Source organism: Herbidospora mongoliensis (assembly GCF_001570545.1).
Taxonomy (GTDB): Bacteria; Actinomycetota; Actinomycetes; order Streptosporangiales; family Streptosporangiaceae; genus Herbidospora; species Herbidospora mongoliensis.
Genome location: NZ_BBXD01000027.1, coordinates 1 through 15,060, shown reverse-complemented (window position 1 = coordinate 15,060; position 15,060 = coordinate 1). Strand labels below are relative to the sequence as shown.

The window sequence follows — 15,060 nt, the reverse complement described above, 5'->3', positions numbered from 1 at the left end:
CGTCCGCACCCTATCGGTGATAGAGTCTCTATCAGTGATAGAGACGCACGCGCAGAGGAGACACGATGAGACACCGACGCTCGCTCCCCGACCTGCTGCACCGGGCGACCCACCACATCCCGGGAATCCCCCCGCACGCCGAGCGCCCGACCGGGCACCACGGCCATGGGTGGCGGCACTCGCACACACATCACCGTCCGCCTCGTGTCCTGGTGGCGTGGCAGACGCGGATCGCCCGCCTGTTCGGTCAGGACCCGGTATGAAGGCGGCGGTGCTCCACGAGCCCGGCGGCATCCCGCGCTATGAGGACTTCCCCGATCCGGTGGCCGGCGACGGCGAGGTGATCATCGACGTCAAGGCGGTCGCCGTCGAGAACGTCGACAAGGCGATCGCGGCCGGCACCCACTACGCCAGCGAGAAGTACACCGGCAGGTTCCCGGCGATCCCCGCCTTCGACGGCATCGGCGCCCTCCCGGACGGCACACTCGTCGGTTTCGGCAACATCCGTCTGCCCTACGGCGCGCTCGCCGAGAAGTCCGTGGTCCCCCAGGGCTCCTACGCGCCGATCCCCGACGGCATCGACCCGGCCGTGGCGAGCGTGATGGCCTCGGCCGTCACCGCGATGTCGATGAAAACGGCCGCAGGGTTCGTGCCTGGGGAGACGGTGCTGGTCCAGGGCGCCACCGGTGTCGCCGGCCGGCTCGCGGTCAAGGTAGCCCGGCTGCTGGGCGCCGGCCGCGTCGTCGCCACCGGCCGCGACGACGACCGGTTGCGGGCCCTCGGGGCCGACACGGTGATCAACACCGCGGTCTCCGACGAAGCGCTGGCGCAGGCCTACCTCGACGCCCGGGGAGACGGCTACGACGTCGTCGTGGACTACCTGTGGGGAAGGCCCAGCGAGATTTTTCTGCGCGCGCTCGTGCCGCGGTCGTTCGCGTTCGGCAAGCCGACCCGAGTGGTCCAGATCGGGGAGTCGGCAGACGCCGAGATCGCCCTCGCCGCGTCGAGCCTGCGCACCTCCGGCGTGGAGATCTACGGCGCCGCCAAGGGCCTCGACCCGCAGACCATGGCCGAGGTGTACCAGCAGATCGTGACCTGGACGCGCTCAGGCGAACTCACCTTCGACGTGGAGAAGGTCCCACTGAGCGACATCGAGACCGCCTGGCAGCGCACCGACCTCAAAGGCAGGCGACTCGTCGTGATGCCATGACCGTCCCGCGCCCAAGAGACAGCGTTCTGTCGCCGTCCCCGGTCCACGACGTCGACGGCACCGTCTCGAGCGGCGGTGCCTGCGTTTGTGTGGAACGCCGTTTCTCGGACGGGTGCGGAGGCCGACATCCGGGTTCCGGATGATCGCTCAGCGAGATGGCGCTCGAGCTGCCGGACCGGGCCGGGTCGGGCGTTCGAAGCGAGCCGGGCGATCACAGCTCGGGGACGCGCCCGGTTCGGCGGAGGTCATGGGCGGCTTCGCCTCCGCCGCTCAGCCCTGGATCACGCCGGGAAATCCTTCGGGTTGACGCCGCTCGTCCGGGCGTTGCCGCCCTTGACGGGGTTGAGGGTGAGCGTCCAGCCGGTCGATTGGGTCGAGGTCGTTTTGAACTTCAGCCGGTCGTTGAAGCGCTGGTAGACGGCGCTCTTGGTGAATTTGCGCTTCGAGGTGCTGAACCTGTATCCGGTGGTGAAGTAGACGGTGTAGGTACCGTCGTCGACCCTTTTGAAGCTCGCGGTCGACCTCGCGCGGACATAGAGGCTGAACGCCTTGGACTTGCCCCGGACAAGAGTGACGACACCGTCCTTGCCGGTGCCATTCTTGATCTTCAGAATGCCCTCCCCGCCGCTGATGCGGTCATAAAGGATCTTGCCGTTGCCCGGCCGCGCCGCAGACGAGGTCTGGGAGACCGCGGATTCCTGGACGGAGGCGGCGGCCGGGGCGGCGGCGTAACCGGTCAGAAGAACGGATGTGAGGATCGCTCCCGCGAGAGGACGTAATGAGAACATTGCGCCAATATGTCGAATTTCTGTCGGCAGGTCAACGCAATTCGACCCAGCGAGCTCAGGGCCTCATCGATGTGGCCTGCAACCATCTCTGACACAACGACCGGGCCGCTGCGGCGTCCGCCCTACTTGCCTCCGAACGACAATCAGCCGGGACCATTGTCTTCAATCAAGCACGTACTGCGACCACGGGGATCGTTGAGGGCGAGACGCCTGCAACGTAGCCTGTTGGATCTTGCCGCTCGGGATGCCGGTGCCGGGGTAAACGGAGCTGGTCCCGACTAGCGCGTCCTCTCGCTGAGGCCGAAGAGCGGAAGCGTTGAGAATGGTCGAGGAGGGCCCATTCGCAGCGGGGGCTCCTCGTATGAATGAGAAACGGCCCGTGATAGCTGTCCCGAAAGGGGGTCGACCACGAGCCGGTTCGAAGGGGTGGGCGTCAGGGATTCGAACCCTGAACCTACGGATTAAAAGTATACGGACTTAGTATCAGCCAATGCCGCAGGCTATCCATTTCTATTGGACCGCCCGGATTTGCCGCTGTCAAAGTCCCCGCTGGTAGTGCGCAATGCCGCCCCGTGTCGCGTACCAATGAGCAACCGCCGAGCAACCGTGAACTACCCGGTCGGGCTTTACCGAACCACAAGGACGCGACTTCGACCCTGATCTTTGCACTGGCTTGCTCTGCCGAAAAGGCCGAGCGGGCTCCGGGCGCGGATGGTATCCACATGCCGCTTGAACCGCGCGGATGGAATTTTCGGTAGGCACAGCGCTCACACGCTGGTCGCGGGCATGGTCCAAAGCGCCCCCGCCCGCTGATCTGCAAGCGCTCATCGACGCCGTTCACGCAGGCCATGGGTTACGCCTCTACCAACCACCTTGATTCAACGAACTACCGCTAGTCAGTTCGGCATAGATCGGAGCCATTGCGCCAAGGTGGTAATCGCCGCGTGCGGCATCATCTCGGGCAAGTCGGTTGTGCACTTCACGAGCGCTTTTGCTCAGCGGTAGCCCCATCATTCTGCGGACGACGGACGCATATTGGTCAGGAAGTAGTTCGATGTAGAGGCGCATCTCCTCCGTCGTCTCTGCTCTGCTCGCAGGAGCCTGCGCTGGGTTTGCGTCCGCGCCTTGAAATCGAGCGGGTTGCGCCTACATGCTGAAGTTCGAGGATCAGCAAGTCTCTGCGATCGCGCCAGCGCTGATGTCACGCTGCTTGTTGAGGCGCTGATCAGCATCGACGATCTTGATTTTCTTTTGACTCGGTCTTTTCGTAGGCGCATGGCCGTCCGGCTCTCTGTCCTCACGGCAAACCCCGAGCAGCCACGATGACCGCTGCTACCCGTTCCCCAGTCTTAAGGGGAGGACTATTCGAAGTAAGGGGACGGTGGCTGCCGAGTAGCCCGAAAAAGTTTAAGGTCATCTATTGGGTGCACGTCGAGTACCAATGTTGGAGGGCTATTGGGCTGGCGTGACGAGATGATCACCGCGCTGGACGAGTGGGTCAGGGCCGAGGGTGGCGGCGCCCGGCGGGCGGACAGGTGGCGGCGCATCGGTGCGGCGCGGGCGACCGCAGAGCCGGGCGTCTTCGTCGTCGATGTCCGAGGGCTGGACGTGGGGCCCGAGCAGCTCGACGGGTTACGTCTGGCCGGCCCGGAGGAGACGAGTGCGCAGGCCGGGTTTCGGGTCATGGAGGCGGTCGTCGAGGAGCAGCTTCTGCGGGTTCGCGTGGCGGAGTTCGCGGCGCCGCCGGATCCCTACCTCTGGTCGTTCCGCAGGCTACCGGGATTCCTGGTCAAGGCGCTGCGTGACGGTGTCGCCGGGATCGGCGACGCCGGGCTCGCCAATCTGCTGGCCCTCCGCGAGATCGGGGGGACGCCGGCGCGCGGACCGGCACCGGCCGGGCTGCTGCCCGCTCAGGCGCAGGCGTATCGCGCCTGTCTCGGCACGGGGGTGTGGCTGGTCTGGGGTCCGCCCGGGACGGGGAAGACCCGGCTCCTCCAGGAGGCCATCGGCGACCTGATCACCCAGGGGAAGAGGGTTCTCCTGGTGTCGGCCACCAACATCGCGGTGGACAACGCGCTGCTGGGAGTCCTCAAGCGGCATCGTCCCGCTGCGGGGCGGATCGTCAGGGTGGGGCCGCCGCAGCTCCGGCAGGTCGCCGACGATCCTGAGGTCTGCCTTCCCCTCATCGTCCGCGCTCGGCTGGCGAAAGTGGAGAAGAAGCGTCGTGACCTGGCCGTCCAGCTCAAAGAAGTGCTCCGCGACGAGGAGCGGTCGAGTCAGCTGCGGGGGCTGCTCGACGGCTTCGACCCGGCGGCCTATGCGGGCGCCCGGTCGCGGCTGCGGCGGCCGGAATTCGCCTGCGCGCCGCTCGCCGCCACGGTGGCGGAGTGCGAACAGGCCTTTGACGCGGGGGCCGTCGCGCGTATCGGGGCGCAGCGGCGGATCGATGCCGCTGGCAGGCGTGTGGCGGAGACGGAGGAGGCCCGGCGGCTGTGGCGGCGGATCGAGGAGAAGGAGCGCGGGGCGGGCGAGGTCGCGAGTGCCGCGACCCAGGCGGAGGCGCGGGCGCTGCGGTCCGAGGCCGGTTGCGGGCGGCTGGAAGACGAGGCCGCCCTGCTGGTGGGGCCGTCCGGCAGGCCTCGGTTGTGGGATCGCCGGGCGTTCGGGGAGCTTGAGCGGCGGATCGCCGAAGCCAGGGCGGAGGCTGCCGGACTCCGTTCGCGGGCCGTGGCGGCACGGGCCACGGCCGATCGGGTCCGGCGCGACGCCGACGCGTCGACCAGGGACCTGATCGCGCGAGCGGGGTTCGAACTCGACGAGATCCGCGCCCGCGACGTCGAAGCCGATGACGCGCGCAGGAGCCTCGACGAGCTCCGCTCGGCTCAGCGGGCTACGGCGGAGCGGCTGGCGGCAGCACGCCGGGAGCTCGCGGCGTCCGAGGCCGCGGCGAAGCTCGTGGCCGAATGCGACCGCCGTCGCTGGCCCAAGCTGCATGACGAGGCGGAAGAAGTACGCCGCAGGGTCGAGCGAGACGCGCCCCGCCTCGATCCGTTAAAGAAGCGCTACGAGGCGGTGCAGAACGAGTACGAGGCGCTGGAGCGTGACGCCCAAGGGGAGATCATCAAGGGCGCGCGGCTGGTGGCCACCACGCTGGCCCGGTTCCGCATAACCAAAGCGGTGGCCGAAGGGCCCTACGACGTGGTCCTGATCGACGAGGCGGGCGCCGCGACCCTGCCGGAGGTGCTGCTGGCCACGTCCAAGGCGTCGGCGTGCGCCGTGCTGCTGGGCGACTTCCTGCAGCTTGAAGCGGTGCAGAACAAGGTGATCGAGGACAGCGGCCGTCAGGACATCCGGCGCTGGCTTCATCCCGACGTCTTCCGGCACTGCGGCATCACCACCCCCGAAGAGGCCATGGGCCATCCGGGCTGCCTGGTGATGGACACACAACACCGGTTCGGGCCACAGATCATGGAGCTGGCGAACCGGATCGCGTACAAGGGAGTTCTCAAAGCGGGCGGCACCGCCCGGCCGCGTGCCACCGACGATCCGGAGATCGTCATCATCGACACCGATGGGCTGCACGAACTCGCCCGCGTGCAACGCACCGGGCGGAGCAGCGGATGGTGGCCCGCCGGGACCCTGCTCTCCCGGGCCCTGCTCGACCTCCACAACGACAACGGCGAGATCGCCGGGGTGGTCACTCCCTACAGCGATCAGGCGGCGGCGACCCTCGAAGCGCTTCGCGACATCGAACAGCCGGACGGCCGGCTGGCGGAGGTCGGCACCGCCCACCGTTTCCAGGGCAGAGAGTTCCCCATCGTCATCTTCGACACCGTGGAGGCACAATACGGCGACCGCATGTGGATGGCCGAGGCTTCCCTGGCGTCCGGTGCGACCGGGTGGCAGCGGAAAGGTGGGCGTCTGTTCAACGTCGCGGTCACCCGCGTCCAGACTCGGCTGTACGTCGTGGGCAGCGGTGAACGCATCCTCGGAGCGCCGTCCATGACCGCGTTCGGTCAGCTGGCCCGGCTCCATCACGACGGGAAGGTCCGGCTCGTCAGGGCGACCGCGCTGATCGCTCCGCCGACGGCGGTCACCGAGGCGCTGGGCCCGTTCGGCGCCCGTCTGGCCGAGACGCTCGCCCGCCATGTGGAGATCACCGACGTCCACGACGAACTCTCCTTCTACGAGACGTTCGCCGCCCGCCTGGCGGAGGCCAGGTCATCGATCTGGCTGTGGGCCCCGTGGGTCGCCACCCGGGTCCGCTCCCTGCTGCCCGCCCTGAGAGATGCGGTCGGTCGAGGGGTACGGGTGACGGTTTTCGTCCGGGATCCCGGTGACAACCTCCAGGGGAAGGAGAACTACATCGCCTACCTGGCCGAACTCCAGGCGATCGTTCCTGCGATCGTCCGGGTCAACGTCATGCACCAGAAGATCGCCGTGATCGACGAGCAGACGGTGCTGCTGGGCAGTCTCAATATGCTTTCGCAGAACTGGACGCGCGAAATCGTGCTGACCGTTCGCGGGGGACATTTCGCGCGCAAGATCCTCGAGCACGAGCACGCCGAAGACTTCAGCCGTCCGCCCCGCTGCGCCGGATGTCAACGAGATGAGGTCGACCTGAGGCGGCGGAGGGACGGACGATGGTTCTGGCACTGCCACAACAGGGAGTGCCCAGCTCGCCGGGGCAATCAGGCCTGGACGAGCGACGTCGTGTTCAGCCGCCATCAGGTATGACAGAGCGGCCCAGCCTTTGCAAATAGGGCGAAATGTAATAAATACTCATTTGTGTACCCGTTGCCGGATGGTCGGGATTGTTGTGTTTGCCCGTGCCTTAACTTGCGAACTCTCCACCCTTGCTCTGTAGACGAGTGCTTTTTGTCAGTGGGGTTTGGCAAACTCGGCGATGTCGGAATGATCGGGCAACGTATTGGGATGTTCATGGAGATCACAAGCGAACGGATCCGAGCGGCACTGGAATCGAATCCGACCCTGACGCTGCTCAAGGCGTACTCGCGAGACTGGGTGCTGCCGCTGTTCGCCGAGCACCTCGAACACGCTGACGGGTCGGTTTCCGCCGAATGGTTCCATGAGCGGGTCGCAGAGGCCCGCGAACAGACTCCCGAGTGGCAAGGTGAGGTGACACCGGCCGTGCACTGAGCCTTTTTCATCCCCTGTGGCGGGTGAGCTGGTCACGGCATGATCGCGGTGTCGAAGTTTGCCTCATAACGTAGTGAAGCCCCTGGTAGACGGGTTGATCACCACAACCAAAACCGTCACTACCAGGAGCTTCGAGTGTTGTTCTATCGCGCTTCCGTCGATTTGTCGCGTTCAACGCTGAACTACGTGGCCGGGATCATCCGCCGGCACCGTAAGGCGATCAGGTCGGTGTGGCGGGCGCTCAACCCCGGCCGCCAAGCGCTCCTGGTTTTGGTCCATCTGCGTAAGGGTGAGACGTTCGCCCAGCTCGGAGCCGGTTTCGATGTGTCGGCGGCGACCGCCTGGCGGTATGTGCAAGAGACCGTGAAACTGCTGTCGGCCCGCTCCCCGACACTGGCCGCGGCACTACGCAAGGCCGGCAAGGACGGGCTACGGCACCTGGTCCTGGACGGCACCCTCATCCGCACCGACCGCGTGCGGGCCGACCGGCCGTACTATTCGGCCAAACACCGCATGCACGGGATGAACATCCAGGTCATCGCCGGTCCCGACGGCGGAGTGGTGTGGACGTCGGGAGCGCTGCCGGGCAAGACGCACGACCTGACCGCCGCCCGGATCTGGGGCATCCCCCGCCACCTGCGAGCAGCCGGGATCCTCACCCTGGCAGACAAGGCCTACCAGGGCATTCACAAGGAAGCGGCGGTGGTGATCACCCCGTACAAGGGCAAGGACAAGCCCGAACCTCAGAAGGCGGCCAACCGGTCCCACGCCCGGCTACGCGGACCCGGAGAACGCGCGAACGCGCGAACGCCCAGCTCAAGAGCTGGCGGATCCTGCAACGGTTACGGTGCAGTCCGTCCAAAGCCGGTCACCTGGTCAAGGCGATCGCGGTCCTTCAAAACCACCGAGTGGCCCGAGGATGAAAAAGGCTCACTGTCGCGACTGGGTCGAGAAACGCTGGCTGGAGACGGAAACGCTTAACGGACGGCTGAGATATCGCCTGTCACCCCACTCCCTGCGTGCCCTACGGTTCGTCCGCGAGCTCATCGAAGGGCAGACGAACGTCAGCAGTGCCCGCCTGGACTCCATCTCCCATGCGGTACGGCTCCTGGCCGATATGACCAATCCGGATCGAGGCGTCCAGGTTCGCCGTATCGATCAGCGGATCATCGAACTGCGCAAGAAGCGGGACGACATCGCCTCCGGCCGGGTTCGGCTGGCAACGTTGGAGGAGATGAGGCAGCAGCTGCGCGAGATTCTCGGTATGACACGGTCGCTGCCCGCCGATTTCCAGCAGCTGCGCACCATGGTCGAGGGGCGCCACCAGGAGATCGCGCGGCGGGCCATGGTCAATGGGCCGCCCAAAGCGGATCTCGTTGAGGAGTACCTCCGGGAGAACGATCTGCTGTCGCGGACCAGCCAGGGTGCGGCCTACCTCGGATTCTCCCGATTGTTGTCCTCCCGGCAGTCCGACCAGATCCGCGCTGACATCGACCAGATCCTCGACCAGGAGTTCGCACATGAGCACATGACCGCCGCGCAGCGCGAGGAACTCGACAGCATGCTCTCCACGCTCCTCGCCGCCGAACTCGACGTGCAGAACAGAATATCTACACCTCGGTCCTGTCGTAGCTGTATCACGACGGTGCCCGGAATACTGCGCAGCTGGTGATGTCCGCCGCCCGGCAAAACGGCCCGTACCGTCACGAATCAGACGGGGACGTGACTCACATGTGTCCCACAGTGACTCACGCCGTGATCTGGCGACTACCGGAACAGGTAAAGTCGCAGGTCAGATGGGTGGGGCGCCAGGGATTCGAACCCTGAACCTACGGATTAAAAGTTGCCCACATCACATGCCGAATCGACATACTTGAATCTGTCCGTCGTGGAACTCAAGCGGGATACTGGGAATGTGAGCGGACCCGCCGAAGACGAACAACGCCGACGCATGCGTCGAGGCGTACGCGACCATATCGGCCACCTTGCACGGACCAGCGGTGCACTGGCGCATCAAGCCGCTCCAACCGCCCTGCTTGCGGCTTTGGCGGCCGGGGCATTCACTCCACTGCTCATGACCGATAGCGGATTACTTGTCACCAGCCTTGGTGCCATGACGGCGGTCGGTGGCAATGTATTGACCGACATCCTCAAGGCAGGGATCAATAAGTTACGTCGGCAACCCGACCCCCACCGTGATGACGTTCGGCAGGAGTTGGAGTTCCAGATCAAGAAAGCGCTCGAAGCCGGTGGAGCCACGTCCGATCAACTTCGTGCGGACCTTGCCGCAACCCTGCGCTCGATCGAAGCAACCGCAGTCGCCACGGAAGCGGCCGTGCGATCAGGTGACCATGAAATTCAACGATGGCTGATCACGGGTTTGGCTATACTGGGCGAACAGTATGACGAGTTCAGCTACGTCATCCCGGATCTGAGAGTTCAGCTCGGGCGCCTGCAGGAGAGCCTTGACGGGCAGAGCAGTCAACTCCGCCAGCAAAGTGCGGAACTGCAAGTGGCCGTGGGATTGGGATATCGACAGGCCACCGACATTCGGTTGATCCTTGAGCACGTGGCGACGATCGAGCAGCGTACTCGATCCGCGACGGCCGCCGGTCCGGCCGATGTCCGCTGGCAGGAGCCGCCCTATCGCGGACTCCTACCCTTCCGAGAGATCGACTCCAAAATCTTCTATGGGCGAGAAAATCTTGCCGCACAACTCCTGAGCGCCATCGCGCAGCAGCCATCAAATAGCGGCATTTTACTGGTGACCGGGCCCTCAGGGTCGGGCAAGTCATCACTCATTCAAGCAGGTCTCTTCGCCGCAGTGGCGCGTGGCGAGTTGTCCGAGTCAGCCAGGCACTGGCCGCGACACGTTATCAACGCGCCGAGCGCCACCTCACTGGAACAGCTGGCGACTCTGCTCGCCGGGCTTGCCCAACTGGACGCGTCCTCGGTCCTGGGTGTCCTCGCACGCCGGCCGGACGACGCGCATTTGTTGGTGCGGCAGGCCGTGGACGAGCACATGCGCCGACACGGCCTCGCTTCCTCATCTTCAGCCCGGCTCTTGCTAGTAATCGATCAGTTTGAACAGATATTCGATAGTGGCGTAGACGACCTTCAGCGAGCCTGCATGATCTCAGCGTTGCACGCTGCGGCCACCAAACCGTCAGGAGTCGACAATCTACCGGCGGCCTTGATCGTTCTGTGCGTACGCGGTGACTACATTGACCGATGCGCGGAGTACAACCCGTTGGCCGAAGCGCTCCAAAAAGGCGCATTCGTCGTTGGCCCCATTTCCGCAACCGACCTTCGACGCGCCATCACCGGGCCGGCCGACTCTGCCGGTCTACAGGTCGAACCTGGTCTGGTTGACGCCATTCTTTCCGAGCTACGCGGCTCGTCAGGAGCTTTCGACGCCGGGAGCCTGCCGCTGGTTTCCCAGACCATGCTGACCATCTGGGAGCACCGCGAAGGAATCCACCTGACGAGTCGAGGCCTGGCCAAGACCGGCGGTGTGACTCGAGCCCTGGCCACGAACGCGGAAGGAGCATATGCGGATCTGCCGCCCGACCATCAAGATCTTGCTCGCCGGGTATTTCAGCAGCTGTCCGCAGTTACATCCAGTGGCCAGCTCACGCGACGACCGAGTACTCGAGATTTCTTGCGCGCCCTAGGGGAAGGCGAAGCGGTCGACCGAATTATCGACAAATTCGCGAAAAGACGCCTCATCATCGTCGACGCCGATCACGTCCAGATTGCTCACGACATCCTCTTGAGCGTATGGCCCCGGCTGAACAATTGGCTCGAAGCAGACCTCGGTCAGCACGTCGCCAGGGGTCAAATCATGCGCGATGCGGAGGAGTGGATCACGCAGGCTCGGGCCTCCTCGTTTCTGTATCGGGGCGATCGTCTCCGCGCGGCATTATCGAATCGGCACACGTGGAAGACGGATGCGGCAAGATATTCGGCGCCACCCGCACCGGTCGACGAATTTCTCGACGCCGGTAAACGCACAGAAATCAGGGCGACACGACGTCGCCGATCCGCGCTCGCCGTACTGATCATCTCGCTGATTCTTGTGACCACAACTGCGGTCATCGCCGTGAGAGCCCAGCAGACGGCCACTATTCAACGTGATTTGGTGCTTTCACGTCAACTGGCCGCGAAGAGCCAAATATTGGTCACCGATCCCCCCACGTCCGCTCTCCTTGCGGTCGCGGCATGGCGTATAGCGCCCACGAATGAAGCCAATGCGAACCTGCGCGGCCTTCTTACCCGGCCAGATCGCGGCATAGTTCTCGACGGCAGCGACGCGAATGGGGTCACTTTCAGCCCGGACGGCCGATACCTTGCCACTGTCCCCTTGAGCACGGACGATCACGTCGTCGGCTTCGGCTTCGGCTTCGCGAGCAAATCCTTCGGTAATCCCGTCATCGTATGGGACTTGAAGACCCGGCATCGGCTGGGCGACCCGTTCTTCGGTCGTGTACGCACCCTCGACTACCCGCCGATTCTAGGATTGAACTCTGAGAGCTTCGGCGCCAGCACGGTCGAGTTCAGCCATGACGGCCGGACCATCGCCATCAGTGATGGCGAAGATTCCATTCAGTTGTGGGATGTGGCGAGTCACCGCCCGATTGGATCCGCCCTTGGCCTCCTCGATGATGATCATATGGTCACTGACGCCGCCTTCAATGCCGATGGCAGTGTCCTGGCGACAATTGCCGACAACGCAATAGTCCAACTTTGGAACACCCGAACCTACGAGCACATCGCGACTCTAGGTAAAGAACATATCGACGACGTCGCGGGTTCTGAGACCGTTACCTTCAGTCCAGCGGGCGAGAATGTGGCGATCGGTGACGGTGCTGGGGTCCGGATCTGGAACGTTGTCACGAAAAAACCCGTCACCCGCCCGCTTCCCGGCGCGACCGGCGCCATCGAGTTCAGTCCGGACGGGGGCACAATCGCCGGTGAAGCCGGTATAGGACTGCAACTCTATGACGCCTACAAGGGGACTCCCATCGGTGAAGCCATCGATAAAACCTACCCTCCGATGGCCTTCAGCCCTGATGGAGAAATTCTGGCGGCCACGTACGGCGAAAAAATTCGCCTTTGGGACACGCATAGTCAGGAACAACTCGGCGAGCCATTAATCGGTCATACCACAAATGTCGGCGCGCTTCGATGGGATGCGACCGAAGGGATGCTCACAAGTAGTGGTTTCGACGGCAGCGTCCGCTCCTGGGACACGCGAGTTCATCGCCAGATGAGCTCCCCCGTTATTAGCACTCAAAATCACACTAACTGGTCCCTTGATTTTAGTCTCGATCGCCGCCGTTTCGTTATTGGTTATCTCGAAAATACCGCGCAAATCTACGGCATTGATTCCGGCGAGACGATCGGCAAATCTTTCGTGGTCCCTATGAATCCGGATGATCCAAGGTCGAAGGACAACTACGGCATCGGCGCCGTGGCCTTCAGTCCGGACAACACCATCTTGGCGACCGGAGACGACGCCACCAACATCCGGCTCTGGGACATTGCCACGCGGAGGCCCCTGGGCAGCCCTCTCGAACGTTCCGGAAATTATGGCGCCGGCGCGGTCACATCGCTTGCCTTCAGTTCGGACGGCAGTGTCCTCGCTGCCAGCGACCAGAGCAACGCTGCTCATCTCTGGGATCCGAGGACTCGCCGTCCGATCGGCAACGCTCTTGTACATGCTCGGGCCGAGCAGGTCCACACGGTGGTTTTCAGCCCGGATGGTGAAGTTCTAGTCACTGCCGCGGACGATGGAACCGTTCGGCTCTGGAGCGTGCGAAATCAACGGGAAATCACCGGTCCATTGACGGGTTTCGCAGGCGACGTCGAAGCGGTTGCGTTCAGTCCAGACGGCCGGACTCTGGTGACAGGGGGCGAAGACGGAAAAATTCGGCTCTGGGACGTCATCACTGGGCGCCAATTGGGTTCTCCCTTGTCGGGCCACACGAGCTGGATAAATTCGGTCAGTGTCAGCCCTGATGGCACGCGTATCGTCAGCGCAAGCAACGATGCTACTATCCGCTTGTGGGACTTTTCCACCGGACAACAATTGGGACTTCCCATGTCCGACCATTCGGGGAACACATACGGGGTTGCCTTCCTGGACAACTCCACACTGATAGGCCTCGATCAAAGCTCTGTGCGACGATGGGATGTGTCGGAGCCGGACAAGCTGGTGGCCACGGCATGTGCCATAGCTGGTCATTCACTTTCACTGGCGCAGTGGAAAGAATATGTGCCCGAAAATCGGGATCCGCCGCCGACCTGCTGAGAGTGCGGTCCGCGAGCCTGTGTCCGTGATGTCGCAGTGTGATCGTATGGATTTGTAGCGTTACCGCCGGTCGGTGGGTTCGGATGTGCTGGGATGGCCGGGTGACCGAGCGCAAGCCGTACCTCAGCGACTTGTCCGACGCGCAGTGGGCGTTGATCGAGCCCGTGGTCACGGCGTGGAAGGCCGCGCACCCCTCCGTCAGTGGCCACCAGGGCAACTACGAGTTGCGGGAGATCGTGAACGCCATCCGCTACCAGGGACGAACCGGCGTTCAATGGGGACTATCTCCCGCACGACCTTGCGCCTGCCGATACTGCCATCCGTCCAGTTCATAGCCCTTCAGGCTTCGCGTGGCGTGGCGGGACCTTCGGCCACCATGGAGGGGCCGAGTGTGGCATTCTGAGCTGCCGTGCTCCTTCGCCTGGCCTACCTTGCGGTCACGAATGCCTTCGCCGCGCTGCGGTTGTTGCCGATGGGTGATCGGGACAAGGACGTGGAGATTCTCGCCCTGCGCCACCAGATCACCGTCCTGGAACGGCAACTCGGTGCCGACGCCAGGGTGAGCTCGCCCCCGAGGACCGAGCCTTTCTGGCCTGTATCGCTTCAGAATTCATCGCGGGGTGCTTGATCTGCGGCTTTGACCGGTGGAGGGGATGCGTGCAAGATCGCGGTTTGTGTCTGTTCGTCTGCTGTATCTGATCCTGATTCGGGTGTCCGGCTGGCTGGTGCTCCTCGGCCGTGCTCAGGCGTCCAAGGATGTTGAGATCATGCTGCTCCGGCATGAGGTGGCGGTGTTGATGCGTCAGGTCGCCCGGCCGAAGCCGGACTGGGCCGATCGGGCGCTCCTGTCGGCGTTGGCCCGCTTCCTACCCACGGTGCTGCGAGCTCATCGGCTGGTCACCCCCGGCACCTTGTTGGCCTGGCATCGCCGTCTGATCAAACGTGCGTGGACCTACCCCAGCCGCGCTGGCCGTCCCGCGACAAGTAGGGGGGGCCTCACCCCTGAGTGTGGACACCTTGGAGACTGGATCTTGAGGTCCAGGGGAAGAGATGTCACTGATGGCCCTGAAGAACTACCCGGAGGAGTTCAAGGCCGACGCTGTGGCCTTGTATCTGTCTGACCCGTCCAAGACCTACAAGCAGGTCGCTGAGGACTTGGGGATCAACCGGGCGACGCTGCGGGAGTGGGTGCTGGCCGCCCAGCGCAACGGCACCGCGGGTCCCAAGCGGCGCGGGACCGGGAAGCCGGCCGCAGGCGGCCAGGTAGCCTCACCCGACGTGTTGGAAGAGGAGAACAGGCAGCTCAAAGCCCGGATCGAGGAGCTGGAGCTGGAACGGGACATCCTGCGCAAGGCGGCCAAGTTTTTCGCGGGCGAGACGAACTGGTGAGCCGCTTCGAGTTCGTCGACGATCACAAGCACGCCTTCGGCGTGAAGCGGCTGTGCCGGGTGCTGGACGTGGCCCGCTCCTCGTTCTACCGGTGGCTGAAGGCCGCCCCGGCCCGGGTGGCCCGCCGCCGGGCCGACGACGCGCTCGCAGCGCGGATCAGTGAGATCCATAAGGCCGAGGACGGCACTTACGGGTCGCCG

Annotated in this window: 9 protein-coding genes and 2 pseudogenes; 10 read left to right on the top strand and 1 reads right to left on the bottom strand. The window is 64.2% G+C overall.

Going from position 1 to position 15,060, the window contains the following annotated elements:
• Nucleotides 1-65 precede the first annotated feature (65 nt).
• Nucleotides 66-263: a hypothetical protein gene (locus AW272_RS42850; RefSeq protein WP_157519194.1), complete on the top strand. Its 198-nt coding sequence runs from the start codon at nt 66-68 to the stop codon at nt 261-263.
• A complete protein-coding gene (locus AW272_RS36885) occupies nt 260-1,210 on the top strand; it encodes a quinone oxidoreductase family protein (protein ID WP_066374971.1) in 951 nt (316 codons plus the stop codon). Before AW272_RS42850 ends, AW272_RS36885 begins: the two co-directional genes overlap by 4 nt.
• A gap of 281 nt (nt 1,211-1,491) precedes the next feature.
• On the opposite strand, the gene AW272_RS36880 is transcribed toward AW272_RS36885, so the two are convergent.
• Nucleotides 1,492-1,998: a hypothetical protein gene (locus AW272_RS36880; RefSeq protein ID WP_066374969.1), complete on the bottom strand. Its 507-nt coding sequence runs from the start codon at nt 1,996-1,998 to the stop codon at nt 1,492-1,494.
• Between the two features lie 1,455 nt (nt 1,999-3,453).
• Between AW272_RS36880 and AW272_RS36875 the strand changes: the two genes are divergently transcribed.
• The 8 genes and pseudogenes from AW272_RS36875 to AW272_RS45420 form a co-directional block, all read left to right on the top strand.
• Nucleotides 3,454-6,735, top strand: coding sequence for an AAA domain-containing protein (locus AW272_RS36875; RefSeq protein WP_066374967.1), 3,282 nt, complete (start codon nt 3,454-3,456; stop codon nt 6,733-6,735).
• 198 nt (nt 6,736-6,933) lie between these two features.
• The gene (locus AW272_RS36870; RefSeq protein ID WP_066374963.1) at nt 6,934-7,158 is read left to right on the top strand and encodes a hypothetical protein; all 225 of its coding nucleotides are present in this window, start codon (nt 6,934-6,936) and stop codon (nt 7,156-7,158) included.
• Between the two features lie 135 nt (nt 7,159-7,293).
• A pseudogene (locus AW272_RS36865) lies at nt 7,294-8,081 on the top strand (transposase family protein).
• Nucleotides 8,078-8,830, top strand: coding sequence for a DUF3375 family protein (locus tag AW272_RS36860; protein ID WP_066374960.1), 753 nt, complete (start codon nt 8,078-8,080; stop codon nt 8,828-8,830). Before AW272_RS36865 ends, AW272_RS36860 begins: the two are co-directional and overlap by 4 nt.
• Before the next feature lie 216 nt (nt 8,831-9,046).
• The gene (locus tag AW272_RS41440; protein ID WP_157519192.1) at nt 9,047-13,471 is read left to right on the top strand and encodes an nSTAND1 domain-containing NTPase; all 4,425 of its coding nucleotides are present in this window, start codon (nt 9,047-9,049) and stop codon (nt 13,469-13,471) included.
• Nucleotides 13,472-13,554: 83 nt separating this feature from the next.
• Nucleotides 13,555-13,806 (top strand): transposase, encoded by a 252-nt coding sequence (locus tag AW272_RS46195; RefSeq protein WP_369408825.1) that lies wholly within the window; start codon nt 13,555-13,557, stop codon nt 13,804-13,806.
• A gap of 74 nt (nt 13,807-13,880) precedes the next feature.
• Nucleotides 13,881-14,099 carry a hypothetical protein gene (locus AW272_RS36850; protein ID WP_066374956.1) on the top strand — a complete coding sequence of 73 codons (219 nt, stop codon included), beginning with the start codon at nt 13,881-13,883 and terminating at the stop codon, nt 14,097-14,099.
• Nucleotides 14,100-14,530: 431 nt separating this feature from the next.
• Nucleotides 14,531-15,060: pseudogene (locus AW272_RS45420) on the top strand (transposase); the annotation flags it as partial.